We start from the raw sequence: 21,005 nt of genomic DNA, 5'->3' as shown, positions 1-21,005 counted from the left end.
CGGGCGTCAGGCCACCCAGTTCCGTACGGCGGGGGCGTATCCGGCGGGCTTGTCCCCGACCTTGACCCCCGGGCTGACCAGATTGCCCTGGTACTCCGGGGTGAACATGCCGTAGACCAGCGGGGGTGTCACGGCGCTCGCCTCGTCGAGGACGGCGCGCAGCTCCGGCGGGATCTCGAAGCCGAGGGCGGCCATGGTGCCGTCGAGCTGCCGCACGTCGCTCGCCCCGACGATCGCCGAGGCGATCCCGGGCCGGGTTGCGACCCAGTTGACGGCGACCTGGGCCGTCGTCACCCCGAGCTCGGCGGCGACCTTCTCGGCCGCCGTCAGGATCCGCCACTCCCGGTCCGTCCACGACCGCCAGGCCGAGCCCGAGCGGTCGAGCCTGCCCGGCCCGGTCAGACCCTGTCCGTCACGCCGGTACTTGCCGGTCAGGAAGCCGCCGCCGAGGGGGCTCCACGCCGTGATGCCGACCCCCAGGTCGCGTCCCATCGGGACGTGTTCGAACTCGATCGCCCGGTCGATGAGGGAGTAGGGCAGCTGCACGCAGAGCACCGGGGGGAAGGCGCCGGTCTCGGCGAGGGTCTGGGCGCGGGCCGCGTACCAGGCGGGCACGTCGGACAGGCCCGCGTAACGGATCTTCCCGGCCCTGGTGAGGTCGTCGAAGGTCCGCATGACCTCCTCGACGGGGGTGATCCGGTCCCAGGTGTGCAGCAGGAACAGGTCGATGTGGTCGGTGCGCAGGCGGCGCAGCGACGCCTCGACCGCCCTGATCATGTGCTTGCGGCCGTTGCCGCCCGCGTTCGGGTCTCCGGGCTCGACGCTGTTGGTGAACTTGGTGGTGAGCACCACCCTGTCGCGCACCCCGGCCTCGGCGATGAGGTCGCCGAGGATGGTCTCGCTCTCTCCGGCGGTGTAGAAGTCGGCCGTGTCGATGAGGTTCCCGCCCGTCTCCAGGTAGCGGCGGAAGACGGGGCGGATCTCGTCCCGGGCCTTGCCGTACGCGGCGTGGAAGCCGCCGGTGCCGAAGTTCATCGTGCCGAGTGCGAGCCTGCTGACCCGCAGCCCGGAACGTCCGAGCAGGTAGTACTGGTCGAGAGACATGGGGGTCCTTCCCGTTCTGAGATGGGCGGGTGGTTTCGCGACCCACCTTGCGCGGCATAAAATGGACTGTCAAGTCCAAAACTGGCGCGATAATATGGACTGAAAAGTCCAATCTGGAGGTGGTCATGCCCACGCTCACCCGCAAGGGGGCCGCGACCCGGCGGCGCATCCTGGATGGCGCCGCCGCGCACATCCGCGAGTTCGGCGTGGCCGCGACGACCCTCGACGACGTGCTGGCCAGGACCGCCACCAGCAAGAGCCAGCTGTTCCACTACTTCCCCGGCGGCAGGGAGGAACTGCTGCTGGCCGTGGCGCGCCTGGAGGCCGACCGGGTGCTTGAGGACCAGCGGCCCCAGCTCGGCGACCTCACCTCCTGGCCCGCCTGGTGGTCGTGGCGCGACACCGTCGTCGAGCGTTACCGCAGGCAGGGCGGCCTGTGCCCGCTCAACGCCGTCACCTCGCACCTGGGCGAGGGCACCCCCGGCGCCCGCGCCGTGGTCACCGGGCTGATGGGCCGCTGGCAGGCCGAGCTCGCCGCCGGAGTACGGCACATGCAGGGCGCCGGCGAGATCGACCCCGCCGTCGACCCCGACCGCGCCGCGGCGGCCCTGCTCGCGTGCGTCCAGGGCGGCGTGCTGATCCAGATGTCCACCGGCGAGACCACCCACCTGGAGGCCGCCCTCGACATGGGCATCGCCAGCCTGCGCGCGGGCGCCTTCCCCGCGAACTGACGGGCATCCCCCGAACAGGGGATGCCCGCGAACCCCGTCCCGGCGGGATGTGGCCGTCCGCGGCCGAACCTACGTTGAGGGAAACGCACCCCCCTCACCAAGGAGTAACCGTGGGTTCGCACAACAGCGTCACCGAGCTCAACGAGTTGTTCGTCGAGGCCATGAACGCCGGGGACCTCGACCTGGCCGTGTCCTGCTGGGACGAGAACACCGTCTTCCAGACCGCGCCGGGGACGGAGCCCGTCCGAGGGCTGCCCGCCCTGCGGGAGGCGCTCCAGCGGTTCATCGACACCAAGCCCCACCTGACGATCGAGGAACTGCACCGGGTCGAGGCGGGGGACGTCGCCCTGGTCGCGCTCAGGTGGCACCTGACCGGGACCGGCCCCGACGGGGAGCCGATCGAGATGGGCGCCGTGGACAGCAACGTCTTCTGCCGCCAGGCCGACGGCACCTGGCGCATCCGCATCGACAACCCCTTCCACTCCCAGCACATCGGCTTCTGACATGACCACGACCGAAGCCACCACGGGGGGACGGCTCGTGCTGGCCGCCCCGCAACCCCTGCTGATCGGCGGCGAGGAGGTCAGGGCCGCCCGGACCTTCCCCGCCGTCGACCCCAGCACCGGCCGCGTCTGGGCGCAGGTCGCCGAGGGTACGGCGGGCGACGTGGACCGCGCGGTCGCCGCGGCCAGGAGCGCCTTCGACACCTGGCGGCGGACCTCGCTCGACACCCGGCAGGCCCTGCTGTGGGCAGTCGCCGAGCGGCTGACCCAGGACGCCGGACGCTGGCCCGCCCTGCTCGCGACCGAGAACGGCAGAGCGGTCCGCGAGGGCGGCCTGATCGACGTGCCGACGGCCGCGGAGATCTTCCGGTTCTTCTCCGGCGTCGTCCGCGACCTGCACGGGCGGACCGTGCCCTGCGGCCCCGGCGCCCACGTCTCCACCACCCCACGCCCGCTCGGCGTCGTCGCCGCGATCGTCCCGTGGAACTCGCCGCTGATCTCGGTCGCGCACAAGCTGGCGCCCGCCCTGGCCGCGGGCAACACCGTCGTGGTGAAGCCGTCGGAACTGGCCTCGGTCAGCACGGTGGAGTTCGTCCGGCTCGTGCAGGACCTGTTCCCGCCCGGCGTCGTCAACGTCGTCACCGGGTTCGGCCCCGAGGCCGGGCACGCGCTCGTCTCCCACCCCGACGTCGCCAAGGTCAGCTTCACCGGCGGCACCGAGACCGGGCGCCGCATCCTCGGGGGCGTCTCGGAGCGGCTGGTCCCGGCGCTGATGGAACTGGGCGGCAAGGGGGCCATGGTGGTCTGCCCGGACGCCGACCTCGACACCGTCACCGAGGACGTGCTCACCGGCGTCTTCGCCGCCAACGGCGAGGTGTGCTTCGCCTCCTCACGGCTCATGGTGCACCGGGACCGCCACGACGAACTCCTCGAAAGGGTCGTCGCCCGCGCCGAGTCGATCGTCGTCGGCGACGCCCTCGACCCGGCCACCCAGCTCGGCCCGCTGGTGACGGCCGGGCACCGCGACCTGGTCGCCGCCAGGGTGCGGGCCGCGCTCTCCGAGGGAGCGGGGCTCAGGGCGGGCGGGCACGTCCCGGAGATGCCCGGCGAACTGGCCGGGGGCAGCTACTACCGGCCGACCGTCCTGGCCTCCCCGGACGGCACGACCAGCGCCTCGTGCGAGGAGTTCTTCGGCCCGGTCCTCACCGTGGAGTCCTGGACCTCGGAGGAGGAGGTCGTCGAACGGGCCAACAGGGTCGCCTTCGGGCTGGCCAACGGGGTGTGGAGCACCGACCTCGCCCAGGCCTACCGGCTCGCGGACCGCCTCGACTCCGGGATGGTCTGGATCAACACCTGGTTCGCGACACCGCTCGGCCAGCCGCAGGGCGGCGTCAAGGCCAGCGGCTTCGGCAGGGAGGGTGCCACCTCGACCCTGCTGGAGTACACCTCGACCAAGGTCGTCCACGCCAGCCTCGACACCGCCCGTCCACCGATGTGGACCTGAGACCCTTCAGAACAGATCGACCAGGAAGACAGGCACCACCATGCGCTTCGACCTCGACGAACACAGCGCGCAACTGGCCGAGCTCGGCGCGAGACTCGCCGCCGGGTTCGCCCCCCATGCCAGGGAGCACGACCGCGACCGCAGCACCGCGACGGAGAACCTCGCCAAACTGCGCGAGGCGGGCCTGTACGGCGTCGCGCTCCCGCGCGACCTCGGCGGCCTCGGGGCCAGGACGACCCAGTGGCTGGCCACCGTCGAGGCGCTCGCCAAGGGCGACGCCTCGACCGCGCTCGGCTTCAACATGCACTACGTGGCCACCCGCATCATCGCCACACTCGACGCCGTACCGGCCGACGCCAGGAAGCGGGTGGCCGACCTGGTGGTCCGGGACGGCGCGCTGATCTGCGCGCCGCTGTCCGAGCCGTCCGCGTCGAGCCTGCTGCCCGCCACCTACATGCCCACCCTCTCCGCGCGCCGGGTGCCCGGCGGCCTGGAGGTCAGCGGCACGAAGATGTTCGCCTCCCTGTGGGAGGCCAGCGACTACGCCTTCATGTTCGCCCACCCGGAGTGGGCGGACGACCCGACCCACGTGGTCGGCTTCCTGATGCCGACCCGCCAGGACGGCGCGATCACGGTCACCGACGACTGGGACACGCTGGGCATGCGCTCGACCCGCAGCAACCAGGTCCGCATCGACGGGGCGTTCGTGCCGGACGACCTCGTCCTGTGCGAGTTCGGCGACTTCCTCGGCAACTGGATCGTGGCCCAGGCCCACATCGCGTGGGGCGGCTACACCGGCGTCTACCTCGGTGTCGCCGAGGCGATGGCGGAGTGGCTGCGGAACGCCCTCGGGACGCGCACGGCCAAGGGCCACGCCCAGCCGATGGGCTACCACCCGACGATCAGCACCGCGATGGGGCACATCGCGGCCCAGATCGAGGCGGCCAGGCTGATGATGTACCACGCGGCCTGGGAGGCCGACGAGAACAGCGGGCCGAGCCTGAACACCTGCGCCGCGTTCCTGCGGGCGAAGCTGATGGTCGGCACGGCGATCCACACGATCTCCACGCTCGGCACGACGGCGGGCGGCCTCAACTCGCTGATGCGGGCCAAGGGCTATGAGCTGATGCTGCGGGACGCCATGACCGGCCCGATCATGCCGCCGAACGCGCTGGCGTGCGCGGAGATGGCCGGTCTGATCTCGATGGGGCTCGACCCGGGCCAGGCACCGGCCCTGCGCACGGCGTCATGAACGGGGCCACCTCGTGCGAGCCGTCGACCGAGCCGACTCCCGAGGCCTTCAGATCGGCGTGCGCCCAGTTCCCCACCGGGGTCGTGGTCGTCACGACGACCCTGGACGGCACGCCGTACGGCAGCACCGTCAACGCCTTCACCTCCCTCACCCTGCACCCGCCCCAGGTGCTGGTCTGCCTGGCGGCGACCTCCCGCACCTGGTCGGCGATCGAACGCTCCGGGGTGTTCGCGGTGAACGTGCTCTCCTCGGGGCAGGCGGCCACGGCCCGGCTGTTCGCCTCGAAGGACTCCGACAAGTTCGAGCACGTGGACCACGTCCCCGGCGTGGTCGGCGCGCCGCTGCTCGCCGGGACCACGGCGAGCTTCGAGTGCCGCCTGGCGGGAACGCTGCGCAACAACTCACACTGGATGCTCATCGGGCGGGTGGTCTCACTGGCCGCCGAACCCGAGCGTGAGCCGTTGCTCTTCCTCCACGGCCGTCTGGCCGGATGACGGCCCCGGCGGCCCCGGCCGGACAGCGGCTCGGCGGACCCGGCCGATGACGGCCCGCCGGACCCGGCCGGATGGCGAGCCGCCGGGCGCGGGTCCGCTGAGCGGACCCGACGCTTGGCGGCCACGGCCGTCCTCCTGGAAGGTGGGAGGAAGCCGGTCCGGGCGGGCCGCCCGGCCGGGCGTGTCGAGAGTGGAGCACGTCGTGACTCCTCCGTTCCCTGAAGGAAGCGGCTTCTCGCTAAGCCGCTTCCGCGGCCTGGCGAAGGGCAAGCCCTGCCCTCAAGATGTTGACCGCCGCGTTCACATCGGCGTGCGCGGCATGCCCGCACTCCCGGCATCGGAACCCGGCTTGGGTGAGGCGGTTCTCCGCAGCGCGGTGCCCGCAGGCGGCGCAGGTGCGGGAGGCGTGGGCGGGGTTCACCGCGATCAGCTCTCGACCGGCGCTCTCAGCCTTGTACGACAGAATCGTCAGGAACACCCCCCACCCCGCATCCAGAATGCTCCGGTTCAACCCGGACTTGGCGGCGACGTTCCGGCCGGGCCGCTCGACCGTGCCCGCAGCCGAGCGGGTCATGTTCGCGATCCGCAGATCCTCGTGCACGATCACGTCGTAAGTGCGGACCAGGGCGAGCACGGCCTTGTGCCCGTGGTCGAGGCGCTGACGGCGGACCTTGCCGTGCAGGGCGGCGACACGGGCGACCGCCTTACGGCGCCGCGTGGAGCCTCTCTTCTTACGGGCCAGGGCTCGTTGAGCCTGCGCGAGACGATCGGCGGTCGCGGCCAGGTGGCGCGGGTTGGCGACGTGCTCGCCGCCGGAGGTGGTCACCAGCGAGGCGACGCCCATGTCGATGCCGACCGCCGTGCCCGTGGCGGGAAGTGGTTCGGCGCGCACGTCGTCGCACGACAGCACCACATACCAGCGGTCGCCCTCCCATTTGACGCCGATCGTCTTCACGCGGCCCTTGACCGGCCGGTGCCGGTGCGCCCGGACATGCCCGACACCCTGAAGGCGGACATAGGTGGCGCTGGGGTGTTCGGGCTGGGAGTCCCACCGGCAGCCGTCACCGTCCCTGGGCCACTCAACGGTGTCGAACCGGCCCCGCCCCTTGAACCGCGGGAAACCGGGCGTGCGGCCTGCTTTGACGCGGTCGAAGAACGCACGGAACGCCCTGTCGAGCCGTCGAAGGGTGGCCTGCTGGGAGGAGAAGGACCAGCGCCCCTGCCCGTCCGGGTCGTCGGCGCGGATGTGCTTCAGTTCGGCCGACTGCTCGCCGTAGCGGATGCTCACGCCCGCCTTGGCATAGGCGGTGCGGCGATGCCCCCGTCGCCTGAAGGCGACAGTCCCCTCGGGAGAATCTGATGGGCAGTCCCGCCGCCGATCCGGTCCGATCGCTGCCGCCCGCGCTCGTCGCCGAGCTGGTCGCCTCGCCCTCCCTCGAACGGCTGCTCGACCGCTTCCTCGACTTCCTTGAGGAGGCGCCGGGCAGGTTCGACTCCTTCGCCGCGGGCGTCTACGTGCACGACAACGTGACCGGGCGCCCCGCCGCGGCCAGGGTGCGGGGACTGGGCGACTACTACGTGCGCAGCTACGAGCGCCACGGCCGCGACCGGGACCCCGTCGTCCAGCGAGCCCTGCGCGAACGCCGGGTGTGCGACAGCGACTCGCTGATGCCGAGGGAGGAGTGGCTGAAGCTGCCCATCGTGCACGACGTGTTCGCCCCGCACGCCATGGCGCGGGTGCTGTGCGCCCCGTTCGTCGTCGGCGCCGAGGTGGCGGGCACGCTGAACCTGGCCCGGCGGGACGGGCAGCCCGAGTTCACCGAGGCCGACCGCGACGCCGCCCACGTGGCGGCCATGGTGCTGGGCATCGCGGTGTCCGCGGTGCGCGAGCGGTCCTCGATCGAGCGTGAACGCCACCAGCTGGCCGAGGCGCTCGACCGGTGCGGCACGCCGGTCGTGCTGACCGACCTGGCGCTGGCGCGGCGCCACCTCAACGCGCCCGCCCTGTCCCTGTTCGCCAGGCTCGGCGACGACCGCCCGGAGGTGGAGCGGCTGCTCGACTGCGACGGGGACAGGACGGTCGTCTCCTGGAGCGCGGACGGCGCCCTGGAGACCGGGCCGCACCTCACCGTCACCTCGCAACGGCTGCCCGGCCAGCCGGACGTGATCGTCTCGGTCATCACCGTACGGGACGGTACGGCGCGCCTGGTCGCCCCGTACCGGCTGGCGTCCCTCACCCCGCGCGAGGCCGAGATCGCCACCCGCGCCCTCACCGGCCGCAGGGACGGTGAGATCGCGGCCGAGCTGTTCATCAGCCCGCACACGGTCAAGCACCACCTCAAGTCGATCTACGCCAAGCTCGGCGTGCACACGCGCGCGGAACTGCTCGACCGCCTGCTGCGCTGAGCCCGCCGTACGGCCCGGCACCCGTCAGTCCTCGGGGTGGTCCTCGTAGCGGGTGGCGATCGCGGTGGCGCGCTCGCGCAGCCAGGCGCGCAACCACCGCGGGGCCAGGGCCTCGGCGTCCAGGGCGAGCTGCCACAGTGCCCACTTGGCGTGTCTCGCGTCCTGGAAGGTCACCTCCATCCGCAGCAGGCCGTCCGGGTCGGCCTCCTCGGCGAGGACGGCCAGCGCGGTGCCCACCAGCTCCTCCCGCCTGGCCGGGGCCAGCCGTACCAGCACGGCGACCTGGTCGCCGCCGGCGCGGAACCGCGTGCCGCGCTCCTGCCAGGCCCGGTCCAGATCGACCCGGTCCGGCCGCCGCGCGGGCTCGGCGAGCCTCTCGGCGGCCAGGACCCGGGACAGCCGGTAGGTGCGGTCGGCGCCGGACCGCGTGGCCAGCAGGTAGCCCTGGTCGCGTACGGTGACCAGGCCGATCGGATCGACGGTGCGCCACCTCGGGGCCTGGCCGACGGCCGCGTAGTGGATGCGCAGTCTGTGCCCGGCGAGCACCGCGCGCCGGATCTCGGCGACCACGGCGTCCGGCACCTCCTCGGCGACCGACCGGCGCGAGAGGAGGTCGGTCTCCGGGTCGATGAGCAGCCGCTCGGCCGCCTCGGCCGCGATGCCCTGATGGCTTTCCGGCAGCGCGTCGATCACCTTGAGCATCGCCGAGGCGAGTGCCGAGCCGAGGCCGAACGCCTGCGCGCCGCGCCGGGACCCGGCGATCAGCAGGGCGAGGGCCTCGTCGTGGTTCAGCCCGGTCAGCTCGGTCCGGAACCCGGGCAGCAACGAGAACCCGCCGTGCCTTCCGCGTTCGGCGTAGACCGGGACACCGGCCGCCGACAGCGCCTCGATGTCGCGCAGCACGGTGCGGGTGGACACCTCAAGCTCGCGGGCCAGCGCGACCGCGGACAGCCGGCCGTGCCGCCGCAACAGCAGCACCAGCGAGACCAGCCGATCGGCACGCACGCAAAAACACTACTGGAATACACGACACAAGATGTCGTGATTTGCCGGGAGGCTTGGTGACATGGCCATCGGGCCGATGAATGTATCGAATGGAGCTGACATGGCAGTGGAGCGAACGGCGGTCAACCCGTGGGCCTGGTCGACGGAGCTGGGATACAACCAGGGGGAACTCGTCTCCGGGCAGACCCGGACCCTGTACTGCGCCGGGCAGACCGCGATGGGCGGCGACGGCAGGCCCCGGCACGCCGGTGACATGGCGGCGCAGCTGGCGCTGAGCCTGGACAACCTGGAGGCCGTGCTCGGTGAGGCGGGCATGACCCTCGCCGACCTCGTCCGGCTCAACGTCTACACCACCGACGTGGACCGGCTCTTCGAGCACTACGGCGTGCTGGCGTCGCGGCTGGGTGCCGCCGGGGTGGCGCCGTCGACCACGATGCTCGGGGTGACACGGCTGGCGATCCCCGACCTGATGGTCGAACTTGAGGGAACCGCCGTCGCCTGAGGCACCCGTGCGACACCACCGGAGTGTCCCGGCGGCCGGAGGGGCGGACGGTCTCCGCGGCCGCCCCTCCTCCGGCCGCACCCGTGGCGGTCGTTCGTCAAGGCGTCGCCTGATCGCCCTCCCCCATGACCGTGAGGGTGAAATGGGCCGTCTTGGCGGAGCCGCCGGAGGTGGCGACGAAGGTGATGGTGTGGGTACCCAGGGGGGCGCCGGCCGAGACGTTGATGGTCGCCGTGATGGTTTGACCGGCCTGGACGATGTTGACGGTCGTCCCCGCGGGGGTGCCGGTGGCCGACAGGGTCACCGGCTGGGTCGTGTCGGGAGACAGCCTGATCTGGACGGTGGTGGACCCGCCGGGGCTGACCGTGGCCGAGGGCGGGTCGACCGTGATCCCGCTGGGATAGGGGGAGGGCGGGGGAGTGGGCGTCGAGCAGGTCGGCTCGCCGGCCTGGGCGGGGACGCGGATGGCGGTCCACGCGGCCTTGGTCGCGTTCATCTCGGGGCAGCCGTAGAGGTTCTTCGCGGCCAGCATGGTGGCCACGCGTGCCCTGCCGTACGACCAGCCGAGGGATTTGCGCTGGATCCCCTGATAGAAGATCCGGGCGGCCTTCCGGATGCCGACGCCGGTCAGCGTGGACGGGCCCGCGCAGACCGGGCTGGCGGGTTTGCCCGGCGGGTTGGTGCCCTCGGCGAGCAGGTAGAACCAGTGGTCCTGCGGTCCGCCGTCGGCGGGCGGGATCATGGAGAGGGGGTAGCAGTTCCGGTTACCCGTCAGTGAGGGGTTGTACATGTTCCTGAGCGGCCCACCGCCCACGATGTTCACCTCCTCGCCGATCAGGTAGTCCGGTTCGTCCAGGGCAGGGGGGTGGTTGGCGTAGTGCTCGGTCAGGGTGCCGAAGATGTCGGCGGCCGACAGGCGGAGGGACTGCGCCTCCGGGCCGTTGCCGTCGTCGTAACCGGTCTTGGCGTAGACGGCGAGGCCGTAGTGGTATCCGACCAGGTCGAGTGAGGTGAGCTGGTCGGTGCGGGCGCTGTTGTGGCCGAAGACGGCGCGGTTGTCGTCCCAGTAGGCGTTGACGTCGTTGAGGCCGACGGATGCCGGGTAGGAGTGGCCGGCTCCGTCGACGCCGTTGCGTCCCAGCCAGTCACGCAGCATGTCCCAGTGCTTCTGTGCGGCGAACATGACGTCGACGCAGGCGGTCTCCAGACTGGTGCCGGTTCCGTCGCCCCAGGTGTCGGTCGGCTTGGTGAGGACGGGGCCGTTGAGACGGCCGCAGCTCAGACCGGGGCGGGTGGGGTCGTTCAGGGAGTACAGGCCCCCGGAGTACGTGGTCTGGACGGCCACCGGGTTGCCGTTGAAGTGACTGTTGCCCGAGCCCAGGAGCGCCCGGCCAGCCGTTCCCGCACCGCTGTGCACCGTGGCGAGCCGGGACGCCGTGCTCGTGGTCTCCGCGCCGTTCGCCGGCGCCGTCGTGCCCATGGTGACGACCGTCATGAGAGCGAACGCTCCCAGCGTGGTTTTGAGGTTCATACGCGATGACTCCTTGTCTGCAGGCGCAAGGAGCCGTGGCCGGCCAGGGCTGCCCCAACGGTGCCATCGACATGGGGGGCGGAGAACCCTACAAGTCCTTATATTTCGGGCGTATGGCATGCATAGCGCTCCCAGCGGGCGCACGGGCCAGGGACCGGAAAACACGTTCGGGTCCCGAGGGGCCCTCGTGGCCTCGGCCGTGAATCGACGGGGCAGGGCCTGACGTGCGCGCACAGGGAACCGGCCCGGTTTGGGCCGTCCGGCCTTCCGTGAGGGCACGTGGGCTCCGCGTGATCGTTCGGACGACGCGCACGGCCGGTTGACCACCCCTGTTCACCGCACGCTCGCGGTCCGGAGAATGTCGGTTCCGTTCGACAGGATGTCCTCATGAGCGACACGCCTCCTCTCACCGTTCCCGCTGACCGGGCCGCCTACGCCGCGGCGGTCCAGCTGGCGGTCGACGCCGCCGCCGCCTACTACGGCGACGGCACCTCCTCCCTCGACGACGACGACTACGACCGGCTGGTCCGCGGCATCGAGGCCTACGAGGCCGAGCACCCGGGCGACGTGTCGCCGGATTCGCCCACGGGAAAGGTCGCCGGAGGCGCCGTCGTCGGCGACGTCCCGCACAGCACCCCGATGCTGAGCCTGGACAACGTGTTCTCCGCCGACGGCCTGGCCAAGTGGGCCGCCGGGCTGGAGCGCCGCCTGGGCCGTCCGGTCACCGTCTGGAGCGTGGAGCCCAAGCTTGACGGCCTGGCGATCTCGGCCCGTTACCGCAACGGCCGCCTGGTCCAGCTCATCACGCGCGGCGACGGCACGGCCGGGGAGGACGTCAGTCACGCGATCGGGACGGTCGTCGGTCTGCCGGGCGCGCTCACCGAGCCGGTCACGGTCGAGATCCGCGGCGAGGTCATGATGACCGCCGCCCAGTTCGAGGCGGCGTGCGCCAAACGTCAGGCCCACGACGGCACCACGTTCGCCAACCCGCGCAGCGCGGCCGCCGGCACGCTGCGGGCCCAGGACCGGCCGTATGTGTGCGAGCTGACCTTCTTCGGCTACGGTGCCCTGCCGCTGCCGCCCGGTGACGGCTCCGAGGTGGCCGTACGGCTGCGCGAGCTGCCGCACAGCCGGATCATGGGCCTGGTCGCCACGTGGGGCGTGCAGACCACCGCCGCCACGCCGGTCGCCGGCGTCACGGCCACCGGCGTCGAGGAGATCCAGGCCCGCGTCGAGCAGATCGCCGCCCAGCGAGCGGATCTGGCCTTCGGCATCGACGGCATCGTCATCAAGTGCGACCTCGCGGAGGACCAGGCGCAGGCCGGGTTCAGCTCGCGCGCTCCCCGGTGGGCGGTCGCCTACAAGCTGCCCGCCGTCGAGAAGATCACCAAGCTGGTCGCGGTGGAGTGGAACACCGGCCGTACGGGCATCATCGCCCCGCGCGCGGTGCTGGAGCCGGTCGAGCTCGACGGGTCGATCGTCACCTACGCCACGCTGCACAACCCCAACGACATCACCCGGCGCGGTCTCATGCTGGGCGACTCGGTGACCGTCTACAAGGCCGGAGACGTCATCCCGCGGGTGGAGGCGCCGGTGGTGCACCTGCGCACCGGCGACGAGCAGCCGATCGCCTTCCCCGAGGCGTGCCCGAACTGCGGAGACGCCATCGACAGCTCGCAGGAACGGTGGCGATGCGTGCGGGGCCGGGCCTGCCGGGCGCTGGCCCCCATCGCCTACGCGGTCGGTCGCGACTGCCTCGACATCGAGACCCTGGCCGAGTCCCGCATCGTCCAGCTGCTGGACGCCGGGTTCATCGCCGACTTCGCCGACCTGTTCCTCCTGACCCGCGACCAGGTCCTCACCCTGGAGCGGATGGGGGACACCAGCACCGACAAGCTGCTGGCCGCCATCGAGACCGCCAAAACCCGGCCGCTCAGCAGGGTGTTCTGCGCACTGGGCGTTCGCGGCACGGGCCGGTCGATGAGCCGCCGGATCGCCCGGCACTTCGCCACCATGGAGGCCGTTCTCGCCGCGTCCGCCGATGAACTGCAGGTGGTGGAGGGCATCGGCCCGAAGAAGGCCCCGGACGTGGTCGCCGAGCTGGCCGAGTTGCGTCCGCTGATCGACAAACTCATCCAGGCAGGGGTGAACATGGTCGAGCCCGGCGTCACACCGGCCGTGGCGGTCGACGGGGCGGGCGACGGCCAGGAGGACGAGAAGGGCGAGGGCTCCGCGTTGCCGCTGGCCGGGATGACGGTCGTGGTCACCGGCGCGATGAGCGGTCCCCTGCAGGACCTGTCGCGCAACCAGGTGAACGAGCTCGTCGAACGGGCGGGAGGCAAGGCATCGTCCGCGGTCTCGGCCAAGACGTCGCTGCTGGTCGCCGGAGACAAGGCCGGGTCCAAGAAGGCCAAGGCCGAGGGCCTGGGCGTACGGATCGCCTCACCGGAGGAGTTCGCCGCACTCGTCGGCGCGTTCCTGTGACATCCTCCCGCGCCTGAAGGACGGGGCGTCCACGCTGCGGGCGCTCGGTGATCGAACACCGTCCTTGCCCCGGAAGGGCACACCGGCCGCCGACCGTCCACGGCCTTGTCCGGTGGCGGACAGGGCCCGCCGGTCGGCCGTACGGGCGACGTCCGATCCGGCCGGTGGAGATCGGCTACCGCGGGCCGGGATCAGGTGCCTTCCTTGTTCTCCAGGCCGACGGCGGCACGCAGCTCGCGCATGTCCTCGTGCAGCTGCTTCAGCTGCCGGTCGGCGGCGACCTGCTTCATCAGGTCGGCCAGCGCGTCGGCGATCGCGTTCAACTTGTGCTGCAGGGCCTCATCGGCCCGCCTTTGCGTGTTCTGCAGCAGGGCCACCAGCAGGAACGTCACGATGGTGGTGGCCGTGTTGATGATCAGCTGCCAGGTGTCGACGTCACCGAAGAGGAAGTACGACGGAGCCCAGACCAGGACCAGCAGCACGCACATCGCAAAGAACCAGGCACCGGAGACGAAGGCGGCGGCCTTGGTGGCGAAGCGGTCGAAGAACGACAGACGGGCGTTCACGTCCGTCGGCATGGTGGCCGTGTCGCCGCTGCCGGAGTGATGTGTCGTCATCGCCGCCCCCTTTACTCCACCAAAACGCGAGAAAGGACAGCTATCCAGGAGAACGTTCTGGAATCATCGCCGTCCGTAATTTTTATGTGGTGCTTCGCGCCGGTCACCGCCACCGCCGCCTCACCGGACGAACAGCATCCGATCGGGATGCGTAGGCTTCTGCTCCATGGCACGGTTCCCGCGCGATTCGCTCATGATCGGGCCGCTGGCCGTGCTCGCGGTGCTGGGCGTCGCCGCGGCGGGATGTTCGGGCGACGGCGCCGCGGACTCGCGGGGCGCCTCGGGGAGAGCATCGGGGCACGGCACTCCGGCCGAGGGAGACCCGCCCCTGTCCGCGGGAGTGTGGACCGAGACGGTCCATGGAGGCTCCGAGATGACCAGGGTCGTCGCGGTCGCGCCCGGAGAGGCGTGGGCGGTGGGTACCGACGGTGAGCCCGTCGGCCCGTACGGCGGCAGCCTGTGGCGCTGGGACGGACACGAATGGCGGTCCACCCGCCCGCCGGGGAGCCTGCGGTATCCCACGGTCGTTTCCGGAACGGCCGCGACCAATGTCTGGATCTTCGACCAGGACGCGGACATGTGGCGCTGGGACGGCCGCCGGTGGACAAGCCGGGGAAGACCACCCTGGCCGCGCTCGGCCCGCCTGAACGACGCCGTCGTCGCCGGTCCCGAGGACGTGTGGATCGCCGGCGGCCAGATCACCGGGACACGGCAGAATCCGCGCTGGCGCCCCCTCCCTCTCGCGCACTGGTCCCCATCGGGCTGGGCCGAGGTCCCTGTTTCCTCGGCCTCGTCCGTGAAGAGATTGAGCGCGGCGGCCCCGGACGACCTGTGGGCGCTCACCCGCGATGATCTGGGGGAGGTCTCCGCGATCGAACACTGGAACGGCCGCCGCTGGAGAGCCGTGCCCGCACCGCCGTCGCTCAGCGGTGCGAAGGCCTCGTTCCGCGACGTCGTGGCGGTGTCGGCACGAGAGGTCTGGGTCGCGGGCACGATCATGCGGCCGGGCCGCCGCCAGGCCGCACTGCTGATGCGCTGGGACGGCAGCCGATGGGACCTGCCCGGCGGCGTCCCGGAGGAGGCGATCTCGTTCGGATCCGTGGCGCCGGACGGCCATGGAGGGGTATGGCTGGGCGCTTCCAACTACGCCTACGACGAGCATCGCATTCTGCTCCACTTCGACGGCCGGTCCTGGACCCGCGAGAAGGCGCCCAAAGCCAACAACGCACCCGAGGTGTTCGACATCGCCAAGGTCCCCGGGGGAGACCAGGTGTTCGCGGTCGGTGGCAGCCCCTCCCACGACGAGGACAGCAGGGGATGGGTCTGGACGAGGCGCTAGCCTCGGCTGAGGAGCTGCTCGTCCGGCCCGGGCGGGTCACGGAAGGCCGCCGTTTCGCTTCGGGTGCGCGGCGACCAGGGGGGTGTCCACGCCGATCTCGCCGGTCGGCAGCGCGCCACCGGGGTCGCCGAGGGGCCGGTCACGGCCGGGCAGCACCTCAAGGAAGAAGGCGCGGGAGTCCTCAAGGTGGGCGTTCAGCGTCTCGTCCCCTCGGGCGCGCCGGTCCACGACGATCGCGGAGACGGGGCACTCGACCTCGCACGCGCCGCAGTCGATGCACGCGCTCGCGTTGATGTAGCTCTTGCGTTCGCCGACGTGGATGCAGTCGACGGGGCAGACGTCGACGCAGGAGCGGTCGAGGACGTCGATGCAGCCGGGGCCGATCACATAGGTCACGGTGGTGTCCTTTCGGGGGTCAGGGGCCGTCGGTGGAGTGGCCGGGGAACAGGGACAGGCCGGGGTCGAGGTCGACGGCCACGTGGTTCACGGCGGTGGCGGCCTCGCCGAAGCCGACGGACATCAGCCGCACCTTGCCCTCGTAACCGGCCAGGTCGCCCGCGGCGTACACCCTGGGCAGGTTGGTCCGCATCGACCGGTCGACGGCGACCGTGTGCCCCCGCAGGGTGAGCCCCCAGTCCCGCAGCGGGCCCAGGTCGCTGACGAAGCCGAGCGCGGCGATCACGTGGTCGGCCGCGACGACCGTCTCCTCGCCGGAGCGGGCCCGCAGCCGTACCTTCGCCAGGCGGCCCGCGACGAGGTCCCCTTCGAGCGCGGTCACGCGTGTCTCGGTGTGGACGCGCGCCCGCCCGGCCCTGACGCGGTCGAGGGTCGCCGCGTGCCCGCGGAAGACGGCCCCCCGGTGCACGAGGGTCACCGAACGCGCGATCGGGCCGAGCGTGTCCGCCCAGTCCAGGGCGCTGTCGCCGCCGCCGACGACCACCACGTCCCGGCCGGTGTGCGCCCGGGGGTCGGTCACGAAGTACGACAGGCCCGTGCCGAGCCACTCCTGGCCGCACTCCAGCGGGCGCGGGGTCGGTGTGCCGATCCCGGAGGTCAGCACGACGGCGCGGGCGTTGACGACCGTGCCGTCGTCCAGCGTCACGACCGGCTCGCCGTCGCGGTGTTCGAGCCGTACGGCCCGCCTGCCCATGAGGCGGGTCGCGCCGAAGGCCGAGGCCTGTTCCACCAGGGCGGCGACGAAGTCCCTGCCCCTGACCGCGGGGAGGGCGGCGACGTCGCGGATCTCCTTCTCCGGATACAGGGCCGTCACCTGGCCGCCCGCCTGCGGCAGGGCGTCGACGACGACGGTGGACAGGCCGCGGAACCCGGCGCAGTAGGCGCCGTACAGTCCCGCAGGCCCCGCGCCGACGACGAGGACGTCGGCCGAGACGGGTGTGGGGGTGCTCACCACGGGCTCCCTGGGGGTCGGTGCGTTCTCGCAGCAGAACGTAGGCCGGGCACCCCGGTCAGGTCCCGCGGCGGGGACCGCTCACCGGACCGCCGTGCGCTTCGCCGCGCGGTCCGCTGGGTGAACCGGGTTCCTTCCCCGGGCCCCGGGCCGGATGGTCTGCTCCCGGCACCGGCGTGAGGCGACTGGAGCAGACATGACCGAAACCGTTGATCCAACCGTGAATCCGACCGTGAGTCCGGCGAGGGGGCACCGCGCGGGCAGGCTGCCGGGCCGTCAGGACTGGTCGAGCTGGCCGCACTACCAGGCCGCGGCGGCGGGCTTCCGCGGCTACTGGTACCCGGTCTGCTTCTCCTCGCAGGTCGGTGAGAAGCCGCGCCCCGTCACCCTGCTCGGCGAGCGCCTGTTCGTCATCCGCGACCGGGGCAGGGTGTACGGCATGCGGGACCGGTGCCCCCACCGGGGGGTTCCGCTGAGCCACGGCGACAAGCAGTTCCCCGGGACGATCTCCTGCGTCTACCACGGATGGACCTTCGACCTGGAGACGGGCGTCCTGAAGGCCGCGATCACCGACGGCCCGGGGTCGCCGATCTGCGGCAAGGTCACCCAGCCGACCTACGACGTCGAGGAGCGCCTGGGCCTGGTCTGGGTGTACGTCGGCGACGGCGAGAGGCCGCACCCGATCGACGAGCAGCTGCCGGAGGAACTGGTCGGCAACCCGGCGGTCGTGGGCCAGCGGATCCAGGCGCGCGCGGGCAACTGGCGGTTCGCCTGCGAGAACGGCTACGACGAGGGGCACGCCAAGTATCTCCACCGCACCGCGCTGTGGCGGCTGTTCAAACCGATGCCGGTCTGGAACACCACGAGCATCGTCAGGCGCGGACGCTGGATCTACCGGGTGCAGCGGGAACAGTTCTGGGAGGCGGACTTCCCCGGCCTCGGCAGGTGGTCGGGGACGGCGTGGTACAAGGCCCGCCCCCCGAGGACGGTCCAGAACATCGGCAACACCGCCTCGCACCGCCGGGTCAACCCGACGATCGCGGCCCAGGAGTTCCCCGGGTTCGCCTCGGTCGGCATGCCGGGCGTCCTGCGGATCGTCTACCCGACCTTCATCCACTACGAGTTCTACGTGCCGGTCGACGCGGAGAACCACCTGTACGTCGGCGTGCTGGCCGACTTCAGCAGGGGTGTCCGGGCGCTGTCGTTCTACGCCAAGTATCTCGGCGCGGTGCGCTGGCTCTTCCACGGCCAGTTCTCCGGCCAGGACAAGTGGATGGTCGAGGTCACCGACGCGCCGCCGGAGAAGCTCTACCGTCCCGACGACTCCCTCCTGCGGTGGCGCAAACTCGCCGAGGACACCACCGAGGAACGCCTCGAACGGCTGCGCGCAGGGAACACGGACTGAGGGCCGGATATGTCTGACATCGTGCTCGGGGTCGGGGCGTCCCACTCGACCCTGATGAACACGCACTGGGACCGGGTCGTGCACACCGACCGGGCGGAGGCCTTCCGCGACGCGCTGGAGACCGCCAGACACCGGGTGGAGCTGGCGCGCCCCGACGTGGTGGTGATCGTCGGGTCGAACCACTTCCGCGGCCTCTGGCTGGACCTGGTCCCGGCCTTCACCGTGGGCGTCGGCGAGGTCGTCGCCATGGGGGAGGCGGGTACCCCCAAGGGGCCCCAGCGGACCGACCCCGCCTTCGCGCGGGCACTGGCGGCCGACCTGGTCGAGGCGGGCACCGAGGTGGCGATCTCGGCCCGGCTGCAGATCGACCACGGGCAGTCGCACGCGATCCAGTACCTGCTCGGCGACCTGGAGGTGCCGGTCGTCCCGCTGGTCGTCAACGTCTTCGCCCGGCCGCTGCCCACACTGGCGCGCTGCGTCCGGCTGGGGGAGAACCTCGCCGGGGCCGTGGGACGGATCGCGGGGAACCGGCGCGTGGTGGTGGTCGCCTCGGGCGGGCTGTCCCACCGGCTGCCGTGGCCGAGCGACTGGGCGGACCCCCAGGACGACGACGAGGCCTTCCTGGTGGATGCCTGGACCAACGGGCGGGGCGAGTGGGAACGCTACGACAGACGGCGCAGGGAGATCATCGTGGCCGCCCGCCCGACGATCTTCCCCGAGTTCGACCGGGCCTTCCTCGACGACCTCGCGGGCGGCCGTCTGCGCCGTTACGCCTCCCTGACGACCGCCGAGGTGGAGGAGGCGGCGGGCAACGGCGGCCAGGAGCTGCGGACCTGGCTGGTGATGGCCGCCGCGCTCGGTTTCGTGCCGGGCACGCCGCTGGTCTACGCGCCCATGCCCGAGTGGCTCACCGGGATGGGCGTGGCCGTACTCGACCCCGCGGGAGGTCACCGATGACCGGCACGCCCTCACCGGCGGCGGGCGTCCCGCCCGAGAGCCGCTTCGCCGACGCGGACGGCGTCAGGTACCACTTCCACGAGCTGGGGGAGGGGCCGGACACGATCTTCCTGCACGGTGGTGGCCCCGGGTGCACCGGCTGGAGCGACTTCGGGCCCGTCGCGCCGTACTTCTCGGCCGACCGGCGGTGCCTGATCGTGGACATCCTCCAGTACGGCAAATCCGAAAAATGCCGAATCAGTGGGCCGATGTGGGACTTTCATGCCGCGAAGACCGTCGCGTTCATGGACGTCCTCGGCGTCGAGAGGGCCGACTTCGTCTGCAACTCCTGGGGCGGCACCATCGCGCTGTGCCTCGCGGCCCGATACCCCGATCGTGTCCGTTCCCTCGTGGTGACCGGCAGCATGCCCGTCTTCTACGGTCCTCTGGCGCCCCTGCCGGAGCGCGGGCACCGGGGCCGCGCCGCCCGCGACGTCTACTACGGCGGGCGGGGACCGACCCGGGAGAAGATGCGCGAGCTGATCACCCGGCTGGAGTGGTACGACGCCGCGCGCCTGCCCGAGGAGACCGTGGACATGCGCTGGCGGCAGAGCCTCGACCCCGGGGAGCGCGAACTCGCCGCGATGACGGACTCGCCCCGGGGCGACTGGCAGGACCTCACCGCCGAGCTCGGGCTGGTCGAGGCGCCGGCGCTGTTCATCTGGGGGCGGGAGGACGCCTTCCTCACCCCCGACTACCCGCTCATGCTGTCGCGGATGCTCAGGCGCGGAAACCTGCACGTCATGGACCACGTCTCGCACCACCTGCAGGAGGAACGGCCCGCCGCCTACCACGCCGTCGTCGAGGGCTTCCTGCGCTCCGTCGACCACCCCTGAACGACCATGGAGGAGAACCCCATGACCACCACCATCTGGACCGAACTGACCGGTCTCGACTTCCGGGTCACCACCGTCGACGCCGGGGGCGTCCCCACCCGCTCCCTGCAGGCGGGGACCGGTGAGCCGGTGATCTTCCTGCACGGCACCAGCGGCCACCTGGAGGCCTTCGCCCGCAATCTCGGCGCCCACGCGGACCGCTACGCCTGCCACGCGATCGACATGCTCGGCCACGGATACACCGGCATGCCGGACTACCCCTACGAGATCCCCCGCTACCGCGACCACCTGCTCGCCTACATGGACGCGGCCGGGATCGAGAGCGCCCACATCGTCGGAGAGTCCCTCGGCGGCTGGGTCGGGGCGCGCACCGCGATCGACGCGCCGGGGAGGGTGGCCTCCCTGCAACTGCTCTGCGCCGGGGGCACCGTGGCCAACCCGAAGGTCATGGAGCGCATCCGCACCTCGACCAGGCAGGCGGTCACCGGCGACGACATCGACCTGACCAGGCGGCGGCTGCGGCTGCTGATGGCCGACGCGAAGGACGCGACCGAGGAACTGGTCGCGGTCAGGCACGCCGTCTACCACCGGCCGGGCTTCGCCGCCAACATCGGCAACCTGCTGTGCCTGCAGGACATGGAGACCCGGCTGCGGAACATCCTGCGTCCGGAGGACCTCGCCAGGCTCGACGTGCCGACCCTGATCGTGTGGGGCCGTGACAACCCCTTCGGCGAGGTGCCCGAGGCGGCCGCGATGCACAAGGCCATCGCGGGCTCGGAGCTGGTGCTGTTCGACGAGTGCGGCCACTGGCCCCAGCACGAGCAGGCCGCGCGCTACAACGGGCTGAGCCTGGCCTTCCTCGCCGGGCACCCGATCTCCGCGTAGGCG

The 21,005-nt window shown here is 71.7% G+C and carries 20 protein-coding genes; 13 read left to right on the top strand and 7 right to left on the bottom strand.

All coding sequences use genetic code 11. The features are described 5' to 3' along the window. Positions 1-6: 6 nt before the first annotated feature. Positions 7-1,104, bottom strand: coding sequence for an aldo/keto reductase (locus ABZ470_RS26095; protein ID WP_362914454.1), 1,098 nt, complete (start codon positions 1,102-1,104; stop codon positions 7-9). A gap of 125 nt (positions 1,105-1,229) precedes the next feature. Here ABZ470_RS26095 and ABZ470_RS26090 point away from each other — a divergent pair, with 125 nt between their 5' ends. The 5 genes from ABZ470_RS26090 (at position 1,230) to ABZ470_RS26070 (ending at position 5,588) form a co-directional block, all read left to right on the top strand. Further along, complete coding sequence (locus ABZ470_RS26090; protein ID WP_362914452.1) at positions 1,230-1,835, top strand: TetR/AcrR family transcriptional regulator; 606 nt, start codon at positions 1,230-1,232, stop codon at positions 1,833-1,835. A 110-nt stretch (positions 1,836-1,945) separates the two neighbouring features. Further along, positions 1,946-2,338 (top strand): nuclear transport factor 2 family protein, encoded by a 393-nt coding sequence (locus ABZ470_RS26085; RefSeq protein WP_352011830.1) that lies wholly within the window; start codon positions 1,946-1,948, stop codon positions 2,336-2,338. A 1-nt stretch (position 2,339) separates the two neighbouring features. Next, on the top strand, positions 2,340-3,842 hold the full coding sequence (locus ABZ470_RS26080) for an aldehyde dehydrogenase family protein (protein ID WP_362914450.1): 1,503 nt from the start codon (positions 2,340-2,342) through the stop codon (positions 3,840-3,842). A 40-nt stretch (positions 3,843-3,882) separates the two neighbouring features. Next, positions 3,883-5,094: an acyl-CoA dehydrogenase family protein gene (locus tag ABZ470_RS26075; RefSeq protein WP_362914448.1), complete on the top strand. Its 1,212-nt coding sequence runs from the start codon at positions 3,883-3,885 to the stop codon at positions 5,092-5,094. After that, positions 5,091-5,588 carry a flavin reductase family protein gene (locus ABZ470_RS26070; protein ID WP_362914446.1) on the top strand — a complete coding sequence of 166 codons (498 nt, stop codon included), beginning with the start codon at positions 5,091-5,093 and terminating at the stop codon, positions 5,586-5,588. Before ABZ470_RS26075 ends, ABZ470_RS26070 begins: the two co-directional genes overlap by 4 nt. A gap of 238 nt (positions 5,589-5,826) precedes the next feature. Here ABZ470_RS26070 and ABZ470_RS26065 read toward each other — a convergent pair whose 3' ends face one another. Next, positions 5,827-6,978 (bottom strand): transposase, encoded by a 1,152-nt coding sequence (locus ABZ470_RS26065; protein WP_362914839.1) that lies wholly within the window; start codon positions 6,976-6,978, stop codon positions 5,827-5,829. On the opposite strand from ABZ470_RS26065, the gene ABZ470_RS26060 reads away from it, so the two are divergent. Further along, positions 6,948-7,994, top strand: coding sequence for a LuxR C-terminal-related transcriptional regulator (locus ABZ470_RS26060; protein ID WP_362914444.1), 1,047 nt, complete (start codon positions 6,948-6,950; stop codon positions 7,992-7,994). The two genes, ABZ470_RS26065 and ABZ470_RS26060, sit on opposite strands and share 31 nt — an antisense overlap. A 24-nt stretch (positions 7,995-8,018) precedes the next feature. On the opposite strand, the gene ABZ470_RS26055 is transcribed toward ABZ470_RS26060, so the two are convergent. Beyond that, the gene (locus ABZ470_RS26055; protein ID WP_362914442.1) at positions 8,019-8,999 is read right to left on the bottom strand and encodes a WYL domain-containing protein; all 981 of its coding nucleotides are present in this window, start codon (positions 8,997-8,999) and stop codon (positions 8,019-8,021) included. A gap of 106 nt (positions 9,000-9,105) precedes the next feature. Between ABZ470_RS26055 and ABZ470_RS26050 the strand changes: the two genes are divergently transcribed. Further along, a complete protein-coding gene (locus ABZ470_RS26050; RefSeq protein WP_362914837.1) occupies positions 9,106-9,501 on the top strand; it encodes a RidA family protein in 396 nt (131 codons plus the stop codon). Between the two features lie 97 nt (positions 9,502-9,598). Here the strand turns inward: ABZ470_RS26050 and ABZ470_RS26045 are convergent, their stop codons facing one another. Next, positions 9,599-11,032, bottom strand: coding sequence for a M4 family metallopeptidase (locus tag ABZ470_RS26045; RefSeq protein ID WP_362914440.1), 1,434 nt, complete (start codon positions 11,030-11,032; stop codon positions 9,599-9,601). A 387-nt stretch (positions 11,033-11,419) separates the two neighbouring features. Between ABZ470_RS26045 and ligA the strand changes: the two genes are divergently transcribed. Further along, on the top strand, positions 11,420-13,516 hold the full coding sequence (gene ligA / locus ABZ470_RS26040; protein ID WP_362914438.1) for an NAD-dependent DNA ligase LigA: 2,097 nt from the start codon (positions 11,420-11,422) through the stop codon (positions 13,514-13,516). 191 nt (positions 13,517-13,707) lie between these two features. On the opposite strand, the gene ABZ470_RS26035 is transcribed toward ligA, so the two are convergent. Continuing rightward, on the bottom strand, positions 13,708-14,133 hold the full coding sequence (locus ABZ470_RS26035; protein ID WP_362776234.1) for a low affinity iron permease family protein: 426 nt from the start codon (positions 14,131-14,133) through the stop codon (positions 13,708-13,710). Positions 14,134-14,299: 166 nt separating this feature from the next. On the opposite strand from ABZ470_RS26035, the gene ABZ470_RS26030 reads away from it, so the two are divergent. Beyond that, positions 14,300-15,472, top strand: a complete 1,173-nt coding sequence (locus tag ABZ470_RS26030; RefSeq protein ID WP_362914436.1) for a hypothetical protein — start codon at positions 14,300-14,302, stop codon at positions 15,470-15,472. A gap of 36 nt (positions 15,473-15,508) precedes the next feature. Here the strand turns inward: ABZ470_RS26030 and ABZ470_RS26025 are convergent, their stop codons facing one another. After that, positions 15,509-15,868: a 4Fe-4S binding protein gene (locus tag ABZ470_RS26025; RefSeq protein WP_362914434.1), complete on the bottom strand. Its 360-nt coding sequence runs from the start codon at positions 15,866-15,868 to the stop codon at positions 15,509-15,511. 19 nt (positions 15,869-15,887) lie between these two features. Then, the gene (locus ABZ470_RS26020) at positions 15,888-16,880 is read right to left on the bottom strand and encodes an NAD(P)/FAD-dependent oxidoreductase (RefSeq protein WP_362914432.1); all 993 of its coding nucleotides are present in this window, start codon (positions 16,878-16,880) and stop codon (positions 15,888-15,890) included. A 232-nt stretch (positions 16,881-17,112) separates the two neighbouring features. Between ABZ470_RS26020 and ABZ470_RS26015 the strand changes: the two genes are divergently transcribed. The 4 genes from ABZ470_RS26015 to ABZ470_RS26000 are packed head-to-tail and all read left to right on the top strand — an operon-like array spanning position 17,113 to position 21,002. Beyond that, positions 17,113-18,285, top strand: coding sequence for a Rieske 2Fe-2S domain-containing protein (locus tag ABZ470_RS26015; protein ID WP_362914430.1), 1,173 nt, complete (start codon positions 17,113-17,115; stop codon positions 18,283-18,285). 9 nt (positions 18,286-18,294) lie between these two features. Continuing rightward, a complete protein-coding gene (locus tag ABZ470_RS26010) occupies positions 18,295-19,242 on the top strand; it encodes a hypothetical protein (protein WP_362914428.1) in 948 nt (315 codons plus the stop codon). Next, on the top strand, positions 19,239-20,117 hold the full coding sequence (locus ABZ470_RS26005; RefSeq protein WP_362914426.1) for an alpha/beta hydrolase: 879 nt from the start codon (positions 19,239-19,241) through the stop codon (positions 20,115-20,117). Before ABZ470_RS26010 ends, ABZ470_RS26005 begins: the two co-directional genes overlap by 4 nt. 21 nt (positions 20,118-20,138) lie before the next feature. After that, the gene (locus tag ABZ470_RS26000; RefSeq protein ID WP_362914424.1) at positions 20,139-21,002 is read left to right on the top strand and encodes an alpha/beta hydrolase; all 864 of its coding nucleotides are present in this window, start codon (positions 20,139-20,141) and stop codon (positions 21,000-21,002) included. Positions 21,003-21,005: the final 3 nt, after the last annotated feature.

This window comes from Streptosporangium sp. NPDC020072 (genome assembly GCF_040631445.1).
In the GTDB taxonomy this organism is placed as follows: Bacteria; Actinomycetota; Actinomycetes; order Streptosporangiales; family Streptosporangiaceae; genus Streptosporangium.
The sequence above is the reverse complement of the archived record's forward strand: the minus strand, read 5'-3'. Positions and strand labels throughout refer to the sequence as shown.